A 16,711-nucleotide genomic window follows, 5' to 3' on the forward strand; every position below is an offset into this window, starting at 1 on the left:
CTGCCCGACACTATGGCCGTGCCCCCTTTCGCGTCCGCCGACTGATGAACCACCGTCCCTTCTTCCGCCCCGTGGCCACGCTGGCCCTGGCCGCCCTGGGCCTGGCCAGCGCCTGGGCGCAGACCCTGCCCTACGAATTGCGTGAAGCCAGCAGCCGCTACCCGGTGCAGCTGATCACCGGCAAAGACTGCCGCGCCTGCGATCCGGCGCGCCAGTTGCTGGTGCAGCGCGGCGTGCCCTTCGCTGAAAAACGGGTCGAGACGCCCGGCGACATCGCCGCGCTGCGCCACCTCACCGGCGCCACCTCGCTGCCGGTGCTGATCGTCGGTCGCCAGCAGGTGGTGGGGCTGGTCAGCCAGGAATGGAACAGCTACCTGGACGCCGCCGGCTATCCCAAGGACAACCGCCTGCCCAAGAACTGGACCCGCCCGGCCGCCGAGCCGCTGGGCCCGGCCCTGCCGCCGGCGGTGGTCAGCCCGGCCCCCGCGTCACCCCCCCCCGCCGAGCCCTCGGACGACCCGTCGCGCCCGAAGATCCGCTTCTGACGCTGCGTCAGGCCGCGGCCGCAGCGCCGCGCGGCAAGCGCCCCGCCTGCCACCAGGCCAGGGCCAGCAGGCTGCTCATCAGCCACATTGGCGCGGCGCGGCTGGTGGCGCCTGCCAGCAGGCCGAACAACAAAGGCATGCCGATGGTGGCGGCATTGGTGGCCAGCATGCGAAGGCCCAGCGCCTCACCATGGCGCTCGGCCGGCGTGACCTGGTGCAGCAGGGCCAGCACCATCGGCTGAACCGAGCCCAGCGCCACGCCCAGCACCGCCGAGCCCAGCAGCATGCCGGCCAGCCCCGGCAAGAACGCGTAGACCAGGCAGATCGTGCCGGCCGTGGCCATCGCCCAGCGCAGCGCGCGGGCCTCGTCCAGGTGATCCGCCCAGCGCGAGATCGCCAGCCGCACCAGGCTGGCCGCCACCGCAAAGCTGCCCAGCACCAGGCCGATCGCCGAGGCACTCATCGCCCGCGCATGGCCCAGCACCGGCACGACGAAACTGTGCGCGTCCCAGGTGGACGACAGCGCCAGGTTCAAACCCACCAGCAAGACCAGCGGCGGATGGCGCCACAGCGCGCTGCGCGCCCGGGCCGAGGCTGCCTGGGCGGCGGGCGGCTTCGGCGCATGAGGCGGCAGCAGTCTGCCCAAGCACCAGGCCAGCAGCGGCAGGCCGGCCGCCAGCACAAAACCGGCGCGGAAACTGACGTGATCGATCAGCAGCCCCACCAGCACCGGCGCCGCCGCATTGGAGACCGCCGGCCCCAGCGCCACCCAGCTGAACACCCGCTTCAGGTCCGAGGGATCGCGCGCCATCAGCCCCGCCTCACGCTGAATGCCGACCGCCGCCACGGCAATGCCACCACCGGTGCACAAGGCGGCCCAGACCAGCGCCAAGCTGTGCTGGCTCCACACCGCCACGCCAGCGCCCGCGCAGCCCAGCAGCACGCCCACCGCCAGCGGGCGGTGCAGGCCATGGCGATCGGCCAGGCGGCCGGCCCACAGGCTCAGGCCGATCGGCGCCACCGCGAACAGCGACAGCAGCGCCCCCACCTGCCACTCCGGCGCACCGCGGTGCAGCAGCAGCAGGCTGGCGGTGACCCGCGTGGCCGCCATCGCGGCATGCACGCAGACCAGCGCGGCAATGACGGCCCAGAAGCGTTCGCGCAGCGCGCTGCTCATCGAGGACGGGCCAGCACCTCGCGGTTCAGCGCGGTGGGCGGCGTGCCGCCACTGAAGAAGGCCAGCAGGTTGTCAGCCGCCAGGTGGGCCATGGCCAGGCGGGTGCGCAGGCTGGCGCTGGCGATGTGCGGCGTCAGCACCACGTTGGAGGCGGCCAGCAGACCGGGGTGGACGGAGGGCTCGCCCTCGAACACATCCAGGCCGGCGGCGGCCAGCGGGCCGTCGCGCAGCGCCTGGGCCAGCGCGGCGTCATCGACCACGCCACCGCGGGCGATGTTGACCAGTGTGGCACCAGGCTTCATGCGGGCCAGCTCGGCCGCGCCCACCAGGTGGTGCGTCTCGGGCGTGTAGGGCACGACGATCACCAGGTGATCGGCTTCGGCCAGCAACGTGTCCTTGTCCACCCAGCGGGCGCCCAGCGCGGCCTCGGTCTGGGCGGGCAGGCGGCTGCGGTTGTGGTAGACCAGCTTCATGCCAAAGCCCAGCACGCCGCGCCGGGCCACGGCCTGGCCGATGCGGCCCATGCCCAGGATGCCCAGCGTCGCGCCGTGCACGTCCTGGCCAGCGAACAGGTCCACGCTCCAGGTGCGCCACTGGCCGGCGCGCAGGAAATGCTCGCTCTCGGTCACTCGGCGCGCGGTGGCCAGCAAGAGCGCAAAGCCGAAGTCGGCGGTGGTTTCGGTGAGCACATCGGGCGCGTTGCTGACCAGCACGCCACGGGCGGTGCAGGCCGGCAGGTCGATGTTGTTGTAGCCCACCGCCATGCTGCACACGGCGCGCAGGCGCGGGCAGGCGTCCAGCAGCGCAGCGTCGATGCGCTCGGTGGTGGCCACGAACGCGCCGTCGCAGCCGGCCAGGCGCTCGCGCAGTGCCTCGGGCGACAAGGCCTGGTCACTGTCGTGAACGTCCAGCGACAGCGAGGCGGAGAGGCGCTCGAGCACCGGCGCAAAGATGCGCCGAGTCACCAGCACGCGGGGACGTGGGTCCTGAAGATCCATCACAGCACCTTGAATGCAATCATCGCCACCACGGTGGGACCCAGGGCTGCCAGGAACAAGCCCCCGGCGTTGACCGCACCGTCCTCGAAATGCTTGCGCAGAATGGCCATGCCGGCCGGGTTGGGCGCGTTGGCAATGACCGTCAGGCCACCGCCCGTGACGGCACCGGCGACCAGCGCGTACTTGAACTCGTCACTCAGCCCCTCGACCAGCGAGCCCAGGTAGGTCAGCGCAGCGTTGTCGGTCACGGCCGTCAGGGCGGTGGCGCCCAGATAGATCGCGTCGGCATTCATGCTCATCAGCAGCGGCTGCAGCCACCAGGCCTGCAGGCCGCCCAGCACCACCAGGCCGGCCAGGAAGAAGGCCACCAGCAGGCCCTCGCGCAGCAGCAGGCGATTGTCCTGGTGCTGCGGGTAGGCATTGGCCACACCCATGAACAGCAGGAAGATGCCCATGAAGATGGGCGGGTGGTGGGCGAACACCACCACGCCGGCCAGGAAGACCAGGTGCAGTGTCGTGATCGCCCAGGGGATGCGTGCGGCGGCGTCGGCCGCCTGCGCGTCGTCGCGCGGCATGGCCGAGAGTTCACGCCAGAACAGCAGCGTCAGCAGACCACCGTTGACCAGCACCGCCAGCGCCGAGCGCCAACCGAACGTGGCCATCATGAACGGCAGGTCCCATCCCCACTTGGCGGCCACCATCAGCACCGGCGGTGCGGCAAAGGGCGTCAGCGTGCCACCGATCGAGACATTGACGAACAGCGTGCCCAGCGCGGCGTACATCAGCCGCGCCGAGATGCCCTGGCTGAAAAAACCCGCCGACAGCATCAGCGCACCCAGCGTCATCGCCGCCGGCTCGGTGATGAAGGAGCCCAGCAGGGGCACGACCGTGATGATGACCAGGAAGCGCCCGGCCCGCCCGGGCATCGGCAGCAGCCTGGACAGCAGCCCTACGCAGATGCTGGCCAGCGACAGCACCGGCCGCGTGGCGGCGATCACCATGATCGCGAAGACGAACATCGGCTCGGTGAAATTGCGCCCGTCGATGTAGCGCAGGGCGCTGGGAGAGCCTTCGATGGCGAACATGCAGGCCATCAGCACCATCGCCCAGAAGCCGAACACCACCTCGACCTCACCCAGCAGGTGCCACAGGCCCGCGTGGGCGGGACGGGTGTGCGCCAGGTGCTCGAAGAACTTGGTCGAGAAGGTGTGGAGGATGGCCACCGCGAAGATCGCGGCGCCAATCCATTCCATCGTGCTGGCGTGCATGGGGAGTCTCGTCGAAGGGGCGGCCGATTCTAGGAGGCCCTCAATCCAGGAAGCGCGCAAAGCCCGCCACCGGCTCGCGCTCGGTGACCAGGCTGTTCTCGATGCGGTCGGGGTCGGCGTGGCCCAGCGACATGCCACACACCACCATTTGCTTGGCGGCGTCCAGCCCCAGGAAGTCCTCGATCACGCGGTGGAACTGCGTGAAGGCTGCCTGCGGGCAGGTGTCGAGCCCGCGGGCCCGCGCCGCCACCATCACGTTCTGCAGGAACATGCCGTAGTCCAGCATGCTGCCGGTGCCCATGATGCGGTCGATCGTGAAGATCAGGCCCACCGGCGCATCGAAGAAGGCGTAGTTGCGGCCGTGCTGCTCGTGCATGCGCTGCTTGTCGGCCTTGCCGATCTGCAGCAGGCTGTAGAGGTCCCAACCCACCTTGCGGCGGCGGTCGATGTAGGGCGACACCCACTGCGCCGGGTAGTAGTCGTACTCCTCGGTGTGGCGTGCGCGCTCCTCGGGGTCGTCAAAGGCGGTGCGCACGCGCCGGCTCAGCTCGGCCAGCGACGCACCGGTCAGCACATGCACCTGCCAGGGCTGGGTGTTGGTGCCCGAGGGCGCGCGCGAGGCCACGGCCAGGATCTGCTCGACGGTCTCGCGCGGCACCGGCGTGGGCAGGAAGGCGCGGATCGAGCGGCGGCTGGTGATCGCGGCATCGACCGCGGCGATGGACTCGGGGGGGATGGAGGTGGGCATCGTTCTCAGGTTCTCAGGGGTTCCAGGGCGGCGCGCAGGGCGTCCGGCAGGGGCACCGGGCGGCGGCTGTCGCGGTCGACATAGACATGGACGAAATGGCCGCTGGCGGCGCTCAGCGGCTCATTGGCAGCAAACAGGCCGATCTCATAGCGCACGCTGGAGCTGCCCAGGTGCGCCACGCGCAGCCCGGCCTCGACCAGCTGCGGAAACGCCAGCGGGGCGAAGTAGTTGCAGCGCGTCTCGATCACCAGGCCGATCGTGCGGCCGGCGTGGATGTCCAGCGCGCCAGCCTCGATCAGGTAGCCATTCACCGCGGTGTCGAAGTAGCTGTAGTAATGGACGTTGTTGACATGGCCGTAGATGTCGTTGTCCATCCAGCGGGTGGGGACCGGGCGGAAGAGGCGGTAGCTGCTGCGGGCGTCGGGTTGCGGGCGTGCGGAGCTCATCGCCCGGATTGTTCCACCGCCGCCGCGGGGTCCGTGTCGCCCGCGCGGCACGCACGGCCCCAGACTTGCCAGGATTGCCAGGCCAGCTCGATGGTGGTGGCCTGCAGCGCCACGGTCACCTCGATGTCGTGGCCATAGCCGCCGGCCATGCTCAGCGCCACCGGGATGCGGCGCAGGCGCAGCCACTCCAGCACGCGGCGGTCGCGCTCGGCCAGACCGTCTGCGCTGAGCTTCAGGCGCCCCAGGCGGTCGCCCTCGTGTGGATCGGCGCCGGCCAGGTAGAAGGCCAGGCCGGGCGGCTGCGCGGCCAGGCGGCACTCAGCCTCCACCAAGGCGGCGTCCAGGGCCTCGAGGTAGGTCTCGTCGCGGCAGCCGTCGGGCAGTTCCACATCCAGGTCGCTGGCTTCCTTGCGGAACGGGAAGTTGCGCGCGCCGTGCATCGACAAGGTGAACACCGAGGGGTCGCGCGCAAAGATCGAGGCCGTGCCATTGCCCTGGTGCACGTCCAGGTCGATCACCAGCACCTGCAGCCCCTGGGCCTGGCGGCGCAGCCATTCGGCCTGCATCAGCCGAGCGGCCACCGCCACGTCGTTGAAGACGCAGAAACCCGCGCCTTTGTGGGCGTAGGCATGGTGGGTGCCACCCGCCAGGTTGGCCGCCACCCCCTCGGCCAGGGCCTGGCGCGCGGCGGCAATGGTGGCGCCCACCGACCGACGGGAGCGCTCGGCCATCGACGGCGTCCAGGGAAAGCCGATCTCGCGCTGCTCGGCCGCCGTGGTGGTGCCTTCCAGCACGGCAGAGATCCAGCGCGGCTCATGCGCCAGCGCCAGCTCACCCTCGCTGGCCGGCGGCGCGGGAATCAGGCGGACCTGGGGCAGGTCGCGCGCCACCCGCTCCCGCAGCAGCCGGTACTTGGAGACCGGAAAGCGGTGACCCGAAGGCAACGGCAGAACATGGTGATCGGAGGTAAAGGCATGCACGCGGCGATTCTGCGTCGCGTGGGCTGACCGGCGTCGGCGCGGGGTCGGGGCGAGGCGACGGGGCCCGGTTAGAGCGATGCCCCTAGAGTTTGCTGCACCGCACAAAAAAGTGCTTGCAATCCCGCGGGTTGACCCGCATACTTCGCTCCATGCTGCAGTGCAACAAACACGGCAGCAAGTGTTCCAACCCCTCTAGGAGATTCACATGCTGACCGCTGAACAAATGCTCGCCGCCCAGAAGGCCAACGTCGAAACCCTGTTCGACCTGACTGGCAAGGCCTTCGAAGGCGTGGAAAAGCTCGTCGAGCTGAACCTGCAAGTCGCCAAGGCCTCGATGACCGAAGCCGCCGAAACCACCAAGGCCGCCCTGTCGGTCAAGGACGCGCAAGAGCTGATGAGCCTGCAAGCCGGCCTGCTGCAACCGGCCGCCGAGAAGGCCGCCGCCTACAGCCGCCACCTGTACGACATCGTTGCCGCCACCAACGCCGAAGTGGTCAAGCTGGCCGAAAGCCAGGTCGCTGACGCGCAAAAGTCGTTCACCGGCCTGGTTGACAGCGCCGTCAAGAACGCCCCGGCCGGCACCGAGAACGCCGTGGCCCTGGTGAAGTCGGCCATGTCCGCCGCCAACAACGCCTACGAAAGCGTCCACAAGGCAGCCAAGCAGGCTGCCGAAGTCGCCGAAGCCAACTTCCAGGCCGTGACCGCGCAAGCCGTCAAGACCACCCAGACCACGACCAAGTCGCGTCGCGCCGCCTGATCACCAGGCTGCGCTGGCCGCCCGCCCGGGCGGCCCGCTCTCTTTATCTGTGAAGGTTGTCTCCTCGGTACCTCCGAAGACTGGCTTCCAGGTACCCTTCAAGCCCGGCCCTCCAAGGCCGGGCTTTTTTTCGTCGGTGCGTCAGCGTGCCAACGCAGCCAGCTTCTGACGAATGGCGGGCAGCATCGCCTGCGCGGCCTCGCGGCCGGCTTTCAGGGCCTTCAGGCGCGCGGTGAAGTCGGTGCCGGCCACGCCATTGAGCGTGGGGCGCAGCACCACGTCGGCGTCCTTCAGCTCCCACTGGTTGATGCTGCGGCCCATGATCGAGAAGGTCTGCAGCAGCAGACGCAGCGCGTCGCCGGTGGCGCCGCCATCGGGCGGGGTGGAGATGTCCACCGCGATCACCATCTCGGCGCCCATCTCACGGGCGTAACGCACCGGCACCGGGGAGACCAGGCCGCCGTCCACATACTCGCGGCCGTTGAGGCGCACCGGCTGGAACACCGCCGGCACCGCGCTGGAGGCGCGCACCGCCGAGCCCACGTCGCCGCGGCGAAACAGGATGGGCTGGCCATCGGCGAGATCAGTGGCGACGATGCCCAGCGGCAGCTTCATCTGCTCGATCGGCAGGCCGCCGGTCTGCTTGCGCACATACACCGCCAGCGCCTCGCCCTTGAGCACACCGCGGCCGGGAAACGCCCAGTCGGTCAGCGCCGACTCGTCCATGCCCTGGGCCAGACGACCCAGGTCGGCACCGCTGTGGCCGCTGGCATACAGCGCCGCCACCAGGCTGCCGGCCGAGGTGCCCGCCACCAGTTGCGGGCGGATGCCGTGCTCCTCCAGCACCTGGATCACGCCGATGTGGGCGAAGCCGCGGGCCGCGCCGCCGCCCAGCGCCAGGCCCAGCACCGGCGGGCGCAGCGCCCGGGGCGGGGGCGGGGGCGGCGGCGACACCGGGGCGGGTGGCACGGGCACGGGGGCGGTCTGGCAGCCCGCCAGGCCACCCAGCACCGCCAGCGCCGCCCACTGCAGGCCCAGGCGGCGCTGGCGATCGGGGGTCTCGGTCATGGCGCGCATTCTAGAAACCCGGGTCGGAGGGTTTATATAACTAGCCGCTATGTTTATCTGAAATTTGATTCGTTTTCAAACATATGCGTTTTCCCTAGAGTCCGCTGCCAGCCCCCTTCCGCACCCGGAACGCCATGTACGCCTACACCGCCTTTGACCGCCAATTCGTCCGCCAGCGCGCCGCCCAGTTCCGCGACCAGCTGACGCGCCATCTGGCCGGCGAGCTGCCCGACGAGGACTTCCGCGCGCTGCGCCTGCAAAACGGCTGGTATGTCCAGCGCCATGCGCCGATGCTGCGCGTGGCCGTGCCCTACGGCGAACTGGCCAGCCGCCAGCTGCGCACCCTGGCCGCGATCGCCCGCGAGTTCGACCGCGGCTTCGGCCACTTCAGCACCCGCCAGAACCTGCAGTACAACTGGATCCCGCTGGAGCGCGCCGCCGACGTGATGGACCGCCTGGCCGAGGTCGACATGCACGGCATCCAGACCAGCGGCAACTGCATCCGCAACATCACCACCGACGCGCTGGCCGGCATTGCGCCCGATGAGGTCGTCGATCCGCGGCCCTACGCCGAGCTCCTGCGCCAGTGGAGCACGCTGCACCCCGAGTTCGCCTTCCTGCCGCGCAAGTTCAAGATCGCGATCACCGGTGCCGCCGAAGACCGCGCCGCCATCCTGTGGCACGACATCGGTCTGCAGGTGCTGAAGAACGCCCAGGGCGAGGTGGGCTTCAAGGTCTTCGTCGGCGGCGGCATGGGCCGCACGCCGGTGATCGCCAGCGAGATCGCCGCCTTCGTGCCCTGGCAGCAGATCCTGGTCTACCTCGAGGCCGTGGTGCGCACCTACAACCGCTTTGCCCGCCGCGACAATGCCTACAAGGCGCGCATCAAGATCCTGGTCAAGGCCGAGGGCCAGCGCTTCTTCGATGCCGTCAACGCCGAGTTCGACAAGATCCTGAACGTCGATGCCGGCGGCCGCGAGCACATCATTCCCGCGTCCGAGCTGGAGCGGGTGTCGCGCCACTTCGAGCTGCCCGGCGGCGTGCGTCCGGCCAACCCGGGCTTCAACCCGCACCGCACCGGCAAGGCCGAACCCGCCTTCCTGCGCTGGCTGGAACGCAACGTGGCCGCCCACCGCGTGCCGGGCTACCGCGCCGTGACGCTGTCGCTCAAGCGCGCCGGCCAGGCCCCGGGCGACGCCACGGCCGACCAGATGGACGCCGCCGCCACGCTGGCCGACCGCTACAGCCAGGGCGAACTGCGGGTCACCCATGAGCAGAACCTGCTGCTGCCCTGGGTGCGCGAGGCCGACCTGCTGGCCGTCTGGCACGCCGCCAAGGACGCCGGCTTCGCCACCCCCAACCTGGGCTTGCTGACCGACATCATCGCCTGCCCCGGTGGCGACTTCTGCGCGCTGGCCAATGCCCGTTCCATCCCCGTGGCCGCCGAGATCACCGAGCGATTCGCCGACCTGGACGAGCTGCACGACCTGGGCGACATCGACCTGCACATCAGCGGCTGCATGAACTCCTGCGGCCACCACCACACCGGCCACATCGGTATCCTCGGCGTCGACAAGGACGGCAAGGAGTGGTACCAGGTGTCGGTGGGCGGCTCCGACGGCCGTGTCGCCAGCGGCGCGGCCAAGCCCGGCAAGGTGATCGGCCCAGCCTTTGCGGCCGAGGAAGTGACCGACGCGATCGAGGCCCTGGTGCAGGTCTACCGCGCCGAGCGCGCCGCCGGCGAGGCCTTTGTCGACACCATGCGCCGCCTGGGCACCGCGCCGCTGCGCGCCGCCACCGACGCGGTGCGCCACGCCACCGCTCAACACCAGCCCGAATCCGCCGAAGCCTGAGTGAGTCCGACTGCCATGCTGTTCATCCACACCCACGACGACCCCTGGCACCGCGTTGGCGGTGAAGACGGCCCGGTGCCGCATCCGCAAGCCGCCGCCCACCTGCTGCTGACGCTGGAGCAGTGGCACGCCGTGCGCGACACCTGGCCGACCAACCTGCCGGTGGGCGTGCAGTTGCCCAACACTGCCGACGTCGAAGACCTTGCTGCCGACCTGCCCCGCCTGGCGCTGGTGGCGCTGGAGTTTCCCAAGTGGGTGGACGGCCGTGCCTACAGCCAGGCCCACCTGCTGCGCGCCCGCCTGGGCTACCGCGGCCAGGTGCGCGCCACCGGCGAGGTGCTGGTCGACATGCTGCCGCTGCTGCAGCGCACCGGCTTCGACGCCGTGCAGCTGCGTCCCGACCAGAAGGAATCCCACGCGCTGCGCGCGCTGGGCCTGGTCACCGATCACTACCAGGGCGACGTGCACCAGCCGCGCCCGCTGTTTGCGCGAGTCGCCGCATGAGCACCACCTCTTCCCTGCCCTGGGCGGCCGCGCCCGCTGTCTCTGACGCCAAGGCCCTGTACGCCCGCCACACGAGCGGCTTCGAGCAGCGCGTGGCCGACACGGTGGCGTGGCTGCGCCGCGCCACCGCCGAGCACCCCGGCCGGGTCGTGCTGGCCAACAGCCTGGGCGCCGAGGACATGGTCCTGACCGACCTGATCGCCCGCCACCAGCTGCCCATCGCCATCGGCACGCTGCAGACCGGCGCGCTGCATGCCGAAACGCTGGCCCTGATCCCGCAGATCGAGCAGCGCTACGGCCTGACGGTCGATCTCTACGCGCCGCAGCAGGAATCGGTGGTGCACTTCGTGCGCCAGCATGGCGAGCAGGCGATGTACCAGAGCATCGAGCTGCGCAAGGCCTGCTGCCAGGTGCGCAAGCTCGAGCCGCTGTCGCGCATGCTGGGCGGCCGCAGCGCCTGGGTCACCGGCCTGCGCCGCGAGCAATCGGCCAACCGCGGCACCATGCCGGCGGTGGAGACCGAGGCCAACGGCCGCGTCAAGTTCAACCCGCTGGTCGAGTGGAGCTGGAACGACGTCTGGCACTACATCGCCAGCCACGACGTGCCCTACAACGCACTGCACGACCAGTTCATGCCCAGCATCGGCTGCGCCCCCTGCACCCGCGCCATCGCGGTGGGCGAGGAGTTCCGCGCCGGTCGCTGGTGGTGGGAAGACGAGTCGGCCAAGGAATGCGGCCTGCACGTCAAGAAGCCCGAGGCCGAACGCGCCCTGGCATGATGTCCGGATGACCGGACACGTGCTCTTCATCGGCGCCGGCCCCGGCGCCGCCGACCTGATCACCCGCCGCGGCTGGGCCCTGCTGGGCACCGCCACGGTGGTGCTGGCCGACGCGCTGGCCGACCCGGCGCTGCGCGAGGCCGCGCCCGCAGCGCGCTGGATCGACGTGGGCAAGCGCGGCTTCTCGCACGCCACCGCCCAGCACGAGATCAACCGCCTGCTGGTCGAACTGGCCGGTGCGGGGGAGCGCGTCGCGCGCCTGAAGGGTGGCGACCCCAGCGTCTTCGGCCGCCTGGAGGAAGAGATCGAGGCGCTGCAGGCCGCCGGCCTGGGCTACGAGGTGGTGCCCGGCGTCAGTGCCGCGCAGGCCGCCGCCGCCGCCACCGCGCGGCCACTGACGCGCCGCGGCGAGGGCCGCAGCGTGGCCTTCAGCACCGCGATGACCGCCCAGCACGAGCTGCGCGTGGAGCGCCGCGCCGACACCGAGATCTTCTACATGGCCGGCCAGCAGCTCGCCACCCTGGCCGAGCGTCTGCAGGCTGCCGGCTGGCCGGCGAATGCACCGGCCTGCGTGGTGTCTCGCGCCGGCTGGCCCGACCAGCGCGTCAGCGACCACCAGGTCGCCACGCTGGGCGACGCCCACGCCCTGCACGCCGGCCGCCCGGCGGTGGTGCTGGTGGGCGTGGGCTCGACCCCGCTGGCCAGCGGATCCGCCGTGCCGATTGCGGGATATCACTCGGAACCCCCTGCCAGCCTTTAGAATTGCGGGTTTGCCGTTGGTGCCGGTCCTGTCGCGGGATGGCATGCGCGACGGCTCGCGCCCCAGGCGCCCGCCTCCCATCATTCACACTCTGACCGTCGCCCCATGACCCACGTCGTCACCGAAGCCTGCATCCGCTGCAAGTACACCGACTGCGTCGACGTCTGCCCCGTCGATTGCTTCCGCGAAGGCCCCAACTTCCTGGCCATCGACCCCGACGAATGCATCGACTGCGCCGTCTGCATCCCCGAGTGCCCCGTCAACGCCATCCTCCCCGAGGAAGACGTGCCCGGCGACCAGCAGGCCTACATCCAGCTCAACGCCGACCTGGCCAAGAAGTGGCCCAGCATCACCAAGCGCAAGGCCGCGCTGCCCGATGCCGACCAGTGGAAGGACGTCAAGGGCAAGCTGGACCAGCTGCAGCGCTGATCACACTGCCTGCCCACCGAGGAGCCCGCCGCGTGCGGGCTTTTTCGTGTCTGGCACAATTCGCAGAGCGCTGCAGAGCCCTGCGGCGCATCCGCTAGGGGTGCTCCCGGCCGGCGACGGTCCCGGGGGCTGAGAAAACACCCTTTGAACCTGACTGAGGTAATCCTCGCGCAGGGAAGCAGCCGTCCTTCGGCCTGCCGGCGTGTGTCCGCCCATGGCACCGCTGAGCCGGTCTCCCGACCAAGCCGCCTGCGCCATCACTGGACCTGTCCACGTATGGCTGACACCACCGTTCTCCGCCGTTTCCGGCACACCCTGCCCGCCCTCGCGGCCCTGGCCGCGCTCAGTGCGTCGGCGCAATCCACCCAGGTCACCGTCACCGGCCGCGCACCGCAATGGCAGGCCGACGTGGCTGGTTTTGGCGACGTACCTGCCGAGCGCACGCCCATCGCCACCGTCACCGCGGGCACCACCGCGCTGCGCGACCAGGGCATTGACTCTCTGGGCGAGATCACCCGCCTGGACGCCAGCGTCGGCGACGCCTACAACGCCCCCGGCTACTGGGCGCAGATGCGGGTGCGCGGCTATGCACTGGACAACCGCTTCAATGTCCGCCGCGACGGCCTGCCGGTCAATGCCGAGACCGCGCTGGGCCTGGAGAACAAGGACCGCGTCGAGGTGCTCAAGGGCCTCAGTGGCCTGCAGGCCGGCACCAGCAGCCCCGGCGGCCTCGTCAACCTGGTGGTGCGCCGGCCGCGCGGAGACAGCACCACGCTGCTGGCCGGCGTGGCCGACGACGGCAGCCTGCGCGCCGCCGCCGACATTGACCGCCGCGTCGACGACACGCTGGGCCTGCGCCTGACCCTGTCCGCCGACCGCCTGCGCCCGCTGCTGCACGACACCGACGGCCAGCGCTGGCTGGCCGCCCTGGCCGGCACCTGGCACCTGTCGGCCAACCAGACACTGGAGGCCGAGGTGGAGCGCAGCCACCAGGCCCAGCGCAGCGCCGCGGCCTTCAGCCTGCTGGGCAACGCCCTGCCCTCAGCCAGCGCCATCGACCCGCGCATCAACCTGAACAACCAGTCCTGGGCCGGCCCGGTGGTCTTCGACGGCAGCACCGCCAGCCTGCGCTACACCCAGACCCTGGCCGAAGGCTGGCGCGTGCAGGCCCACGCGATGACCCAGCGCCTGCGCACCGACGACCGCATGGCCTTCCCCTTTGGCTGCAGCAGCGAGAACACCTACGACCGCTACTGCAGCGACGGCAGCTTCGACGTCTACGACTTCCGCAGCGACGGCGAGCACCGCGACAGCGACGCGCTGGCGCTGCGCCTGGACGGCCAGGCCCGCACCGGCGACTGGACCCACGCACTGGGCCTGTCGGTGCTGGCCACGCGCTACCGTCAACGCATGGGCGCACAGGCCTTCAACTGGGTCGGCATCGGCACCATCGATGGCCTGGCCGTGGTGCCTGCCTCACCCGTGGCTGCCGATAGCAACACCAATCGCAGCGAGCGCAGCACCGAATGGCAGCTGACCGACCGACTTCAGAGCGGCCCCTGGGGCCTGTGGCTGGGCCTGCGCCACACCGCGCTGCAGCGCGACAGCGTGCGCACCGACGGCAGCCGCGCCACCGCCTACGATCAAGGCTTCATCACCCCCTGGCTGGCCGCCACCTGGCAGCTGAGCCCGGCCGACATGGTCTATGCCAGCTGGGGCCAGGGCATCGAGAGCGTGGTGGTGCCCAACCGCATCAGCTACGGCGCCCAGGCGGGCCAACCGCTGCCCGCACTGCGCAGCCGCCAGACCGAGTGGGGCTGGAAGCACGAGGAGCGCGATTGGGGCGCCTCGCTGGCCGCCTTCGATATCCGCCGCCCCGCCGTCACCGACACCGGCAGCGCCTACCTGATCGATGGCGCCGCGCGCCACCGCGGCCTGGAGGCCGCTGGCGACACCCGCTGGGGCGAATGGAGCCTGCGCGGCTCGGCGCTGTGGCTGCAGGCGGTGCGCGAGGACGCCGCCGATGCCACCGTCAACGGCCTGGTGCCCGAAAACGTCGCCCGCCGCGTGCTGCGCACCCAGCTGGGCTGGCAGCCCGCCGCGCTGCCGGGCCTGCTGCTGCAGGGCTGGCTGTCGCATGAAGGCCCGCGCTACGTGCTGCCCGACAACAGCATCGAGAGCGGCGCCTGGACCACCGTGGGCCTGAACGCCCGCTACGCCTGGCGCGAGGGCGGCCGCGACTGGATCGCCCGCCTGGGTGTGGACAACCTGTTCGACCGCCGCGCCTGGCAGGAGACCCCGTTCCAGTTCGGCCACGCCTACCTCTACCCGCTGGCCCCCCGCACCTGGCGTGCATCGATCCAGGTCGCCTTGTGACACTGCGGAAAATCTGTCTATAATCTTAGGCTTACCTGTTCCCCGATAGCTCAGTCGGTAGAGCGCCGGACTGTTAATCCGTAGGTCCCTGGTTCGAGCCCAGGTCGGGGAGCCACCCCTTGAGGTGGTCCACAGGTCACCCCCTTCAAGACGCCGGTGTGCCACCGCTTGCACCGGCCGACAGCGATCCCTTCCCCGATAGCTCAGTCGGTAGAGCGCCGGACTGTTAATCCGTAGGTCCCTGGTTCGAGCCCAGGTCGGGGAGCCAAATACTGCAAGTAGATCAAGCACTTAGGCCCAACAGCCTAAGTGCTTTTTTCTTGCCCGATGCGGCCTCCGGTCTATCTCTGGTCCCCTGTGCCATTCGCGTTGTGCCCCCGCCAAATGGGCCTCTCCAACAGTCCCATGTCGCGACTGCCCTGGGAGATGGCCGATGAGAGCCCCCACACACCCAACCCTGCATCCTGACCTTCAGGACACGCCGGCTTCACACCTGCACTGGCTCCAAGCCGCCAGCGCAGCGCCCGGCAAGGGCCTGCATCTGGCCCTCATGCTGCTCGCCCACGCGGTCCAGCGGCCTTACCCCGCCGTCCTTCTTACTCGCCGCATGCTCGCGCGGGCTGGCATATCCAGGGACGCAGCGTATGACGGCCTGCGCCGCCTCACCGAGCTGGGCGTCGTGAACGTGCGTCGACTGCCCGGACGTTCTCCCCAGGTCGTCTTGCTGGTACCGGGAACGGACCGGGCGCTGTCGAACTGAGTTGGGCCCCCATCGCAGATGGCTGCGTCGTCCTTGATCGTTGACCCGTCCCAGGGTCGACGGTCAAACGCATTTCATCCTCGTGAGGGACTTCGACGCGGGCGGGGCTTTCCACCGCCCGCGTGCCCTTCCTTGCTCAACCCATGAGGAGAACATGCTGTGCTTTCCACTTTTCTGTCCCAAGGCGCGCGACTGGTCGTGCCTTCCCTGGCCGGCGGCCCCGCAACCGCGCTGCCGACGCTGCTGCTGTCCATGGTGGCTTGCCTGATGCTCCAGCGCGAGCTCGATGCACTCGACCGGTGAGGCCATCTTCACGCGATCGTTGACCCTAACTTCCCAACCCTTCATTGCACGCCGCCTGGCTCCCCGGAGCCCGGCGGCGTTCGTCTTTCTGGAGACTGTTCATGCCCAAGAAACCTCCCCCGCCCATTGCCAACGAAAGCCAGGGCGGCACCAAGACCTTCTACCTGCTGCGCGAGGACCAAGCCCCCAAGCTCGGGCAGCGCTCGACCGGCAAGATCACCTTTCAGGTGCTCACCGATGCCGACCGGCAAGCCCTGTTCGTGCGCGTCGCCCGCAACGACGGCGGAGGCTATGTGAGCGACGAGGCCGTGTCGTTCAACGCCATCGTCCGCTGCATCAACGAGCGCGACGCCGAGCGCCCCATCAAGGCGGACTTGTTCCGTGCGGCCTTCGTCGGCCGCTCGTCGAACAACTGGGGCTTCATGACCGCGATCCTGGTCCACGAAGGTCTGCTCCAGCGCGACAAGACCACGCCCCACCACCTGGTCGATGCGGGCGGCTGGGCGGCCTGGGGTGCCCGGCAACTCCAGGTCGAAGGCGAACTGTCCCCGGTGCGTGTCGGCAAAGAGCCCCTCATCAAGAAGTCGAAGCCGCCCACGCCTGACGAGACGCCTTCCCCACAAGCTGACGCCGCGCAGCCTCAGGACGCAGGGGATGAGACCATGACCCCGTCCGACGAGGTCACGGTGGCCGAAGACGACATGCCCGCCGAGCCGATGGCCACGCAGGACCTCGACAATCACGGCCCGGAGGCCGAAGTCGCGCCGCAGCAAGCGCTCCTGTCGTCGGTTCCCGACGTGACGGTGCGTCGCAAGGGCCGGCTCACCCTCAAGAGTCGGACCTGCGAATTTCAAGTCGCCGCCTCGGCACAGACCCGTCGCCCACGCGGTGTTGATGGCGGTGGTGACCTCACGGTGATTGCCAGGGCAGATGCGCCCCACGGCCCGACGGATGCCAGCA

Annotated in this window: 18 protein-coding genes, 2 tRNA genes and 1 riboswitch; of the genes, 13 read left to right on the forward strand and 7 right to left on the reverse strand. The window is 70.0% G+C overall.

Annotated features, from left to right (window positions below):
- The first annotated feature begins 44 nt into the window (after window positions 1–44).
- Window positions 45–545 (forward strand): glutaredoxin family protein, encoded by a 501-nt coding sequence (locus KAK06_RS22370; protein ID WP_210804390.1) that lies wholly within the window; start codon window positions 45–47, stop codon window positions 543–545.
- 7 nt (window positions 546–552) lie between these two features.
- On the opposite strand, the gene KAK06_RS22375 is transcribed toward KAK06_RS22370, so the two are convergent.
- From KAK06_RS22375 to KAK06_RS22400, 6 genes are read right to left on the reverse strand one after another with little or no spacing between them, the layout of a single operon-like run.
- Window positions 553–1,722: an MFS transporter gene (locus tag KAK06_RS22375; protein ID WP_210804391.1), complete on the reverse strand. Its 1,170-nt coding sequence runs from the start codon at window positions 1,720–1,722 to the stop codon at window positions 553–555.
- On the reverse strand, window positions 1,719–2,720 hold the full coding sequence (locus KAK06_RS22380) for a 2-hydroxyacid dehydrogenase (protein ID WP_210804392.1): 1,002 nt from the start codon (window positions 2,718–2,720) through the stop codon (window positions 1,719–1,721). The genes KAK06_RS22375 and KAK06_RS22380 overlap by 4 nt, the downstream gene beginning before the upstream one ends.
- Window positions 2,720–3,988, reverse strand: coding sequence for a putative Na+/H+ antiporter (locus KAK06_RS22385; protein WP_210804393.1), 1,269 nt, complete (start codon window positions 3,986–3,988; stop codon window positions 2,720–2,722). The genes KAK06_RS22380 and KAK06_RS22385 overlap by 1 nt, the downstream gene beginning before the upstream one ends.
- A gap of 40 nt (window positions 3,989–4,028) precedes the next feature.
- Window positions 4,029–4,736, reverse strand: a complete 708-nt coding sequence (locus KAK06_RS22390; protein ID WP_210804394.1) for a nitroreductase — start codon at window positions 4,734–4,736, stop codon at window positions 4,029–4,031.
- Between the two features lie 5 nt (window positions 4,737–4,741).
- On the reverse strand, window positions 4,742–5,182 hold the full coding sequence (locus KAK06_RS22395) for an acyl-CoA thioesterase (protein ID WP_210804395.1): 441 nt from the start codon (window positions 5,180–5,182) through the stop codon (window positions 4,742–4,744).
- On the reverse strand, window positions 5,179–6,162 hold the full coding sequence (locus KAK06_RS22400; RefSeq protein WP_210804396.1) for a histone deacetylase family protein: 984 nt from the start codon (window positions 6,160–6,162) through the stop codon (window positions 5,179–5,181). Before KAK06_RS22400 ends, KAK06_RS22395 begins: the two co-directional genes overlap by 4 nt.
- A gap of 205 nt (window positions 6,163–6,367) precedes the next feature.
- Here KAK06_RS22400 and KAK06_RS22405 point away from each other — a divergent pair, with 205 nt between their 5' ends.
- Window positions 6,368–6,919, forward strand: a complete 552-nt coding sequence (locus KAK06_RS22405) for a phasin family protein (RefSeq protein ID WP_210804397.1) — start codon at window positions 6,368–6,370, stop codon at window positions 6,917–6,919.
- A gap of 141 nt (window positions 6,920–7,060) precedes the next feature.
- Here KAK06_RS22405 and KAK06_RS22410 read toward each other — a convergent pair whose 3' ends face one another.
- Window positions 7,061–7,987, reverse strand: coding sequence for a patatin-like phospholipase family protein (locus tag KAK06_RS22410; RefSeq protein WP_210804398.1), 927 nt, complete (start codon window positions 7,985–7,987; stop codon window positions 7,061–7,063).
- A gap of 134 nt (window positions 7,988–8,121) precedes the next feature.
- On the opposite strand from KAK06_RS22410, the gene KAK06_RS22415 reads away from it, so the two are divergent.
- From KAK06_RS22415 to KAK06_RS22465, 11 genes are all read left to right on the forward strand, one after another.
- Window positions 8,122–9,840, forward strand: coding sequence for a nitrite/sulfite reductase (locus tag KAK06_RS22415; RefSeq protein WP_210804399.1), 1,719 nt, complete (start codon window positions 8,122–8,124; stop codon window positions 9,838–9,840).
- The gene (locus KAK06_RS22420) at window positions 9,841–10,344 is read left to right on the forward strand and encodes a DUF934 domain-containing protein (protein WP_310741142.1); all 504 of its coding nucleotides are present in this window, start codon (window positions 9,841–9,843) and stop codon (window positions 10,342–10,344) included.
- Window positions 10,341–11,123 (forward strand): phosphoadenylyl-sulfate reductase, encoded by a 783-nt coding sequence (locus KAK06_RS22425; RefSeq protein ID WP_210804400.1) that lies wholly within the window; start codon window positions 10,341–10,343, stop codon window positions 11,121–11,123. The genes KAK06_RS22420 and KAK06_RS22425 overlap by 4 nt, the downstream gene beginning before the upstream one ends.
- 7 nt (window positions 11,124–11,130) lie before the next feature.
- The gene (gene cobA / locus KAK06_RS22430; protein ID WP_210804401.1) at window positions 11,131–11,883 is read left to right on the forward strand and encodes a uroporphyrinogen-III C-methyltransferase; all 753 of its coding nucleotides are present in this window, start codon (window positions 11,131–11,133) and stop codon (window positions 11,881–11,883) included.
- A 105-nt stretch (window positions 11,884–11,988) separates the two neighbouring features.
- Complete coding sequence (gene fdxA / locus KAK06_RS22435; RefSeq protein ID WP_210804402.1) at window positions 11,989–12,312, forward strand: ferredoxin FdxA; 324 nt, start codon at window positions 11,989–11,991, stop codon at window positions 12,310–12,312.
- A gap of 86 nt (window positions 12,313–12,398) precedes the next feature.
- Window positions 12,399–12,506, forward strand: a riboswitch (TPP riboswitch).
- A gap of 82 nt (window positions 12,507–12,588) precedes the next feature.
- A complete protein-coding gene (locus KAK06_RS22440) occupies window positions 12,589–14,688 on the forward strand; it encodes a TonB-dependent siderophore receptor (protein WP_210804403.1) in 2,100 nt (699 codons plus the stop codon).
- A 39-nt stretch (window positions 14,689–14,727) separates the two neighbouring features.
- Window positions 14,728–14,803, forward strand: a tRNA-Asn gene (locus KAK06_RS22445).
- A gap of 77 nt (window positions 14,804–14,880) precedes the next feature.
- Window positions 14,881–14,956 (forward strand) — tRNA-Asn (locus KAK06_RS22450).
- Between the two features lie 165 nt (window positions 14,957–15,121).
- Entirely contained in the window at window positions 15,122–15,448 is a 327-nt protein-coding gene (locus tag KAK06_RS22455; RefSeq protein WP_210804404.1) for a hypothetical protein, read from the forward strand.
- Window positions 15,449–15,607: 159 nt separating this feature from the next.
- A complete protein-coding gene (locus KAK06_RS22460) occupies window positions 15,608–15,751 on the forward strand; it encodes a hypothetical protein (protein WP_210804405.1) in 144 nt (47 codons plus the stop codon).
- A gap of 101 nt (window positions 15,752–15,852) precedes the next feature.
- Window positions 15,853–16,711: hypothetical protein (locus tag KAK06_RS22465; protein ID WP_210804406.1), on the forward strand; the 859-nt coding region annotated here is incomplete at its 3' end.

Origin of the sequence: Ideonella aquatica (assembly GCF_018069755.1) — a bacterium.
GTDB classification, from domain to species: Bacteria; Pseudomonadota; Gammaproteobacteria; order Burkholderiales; family Burkholderiaceae_C; genus Ideonella; species Ideonella aquatica.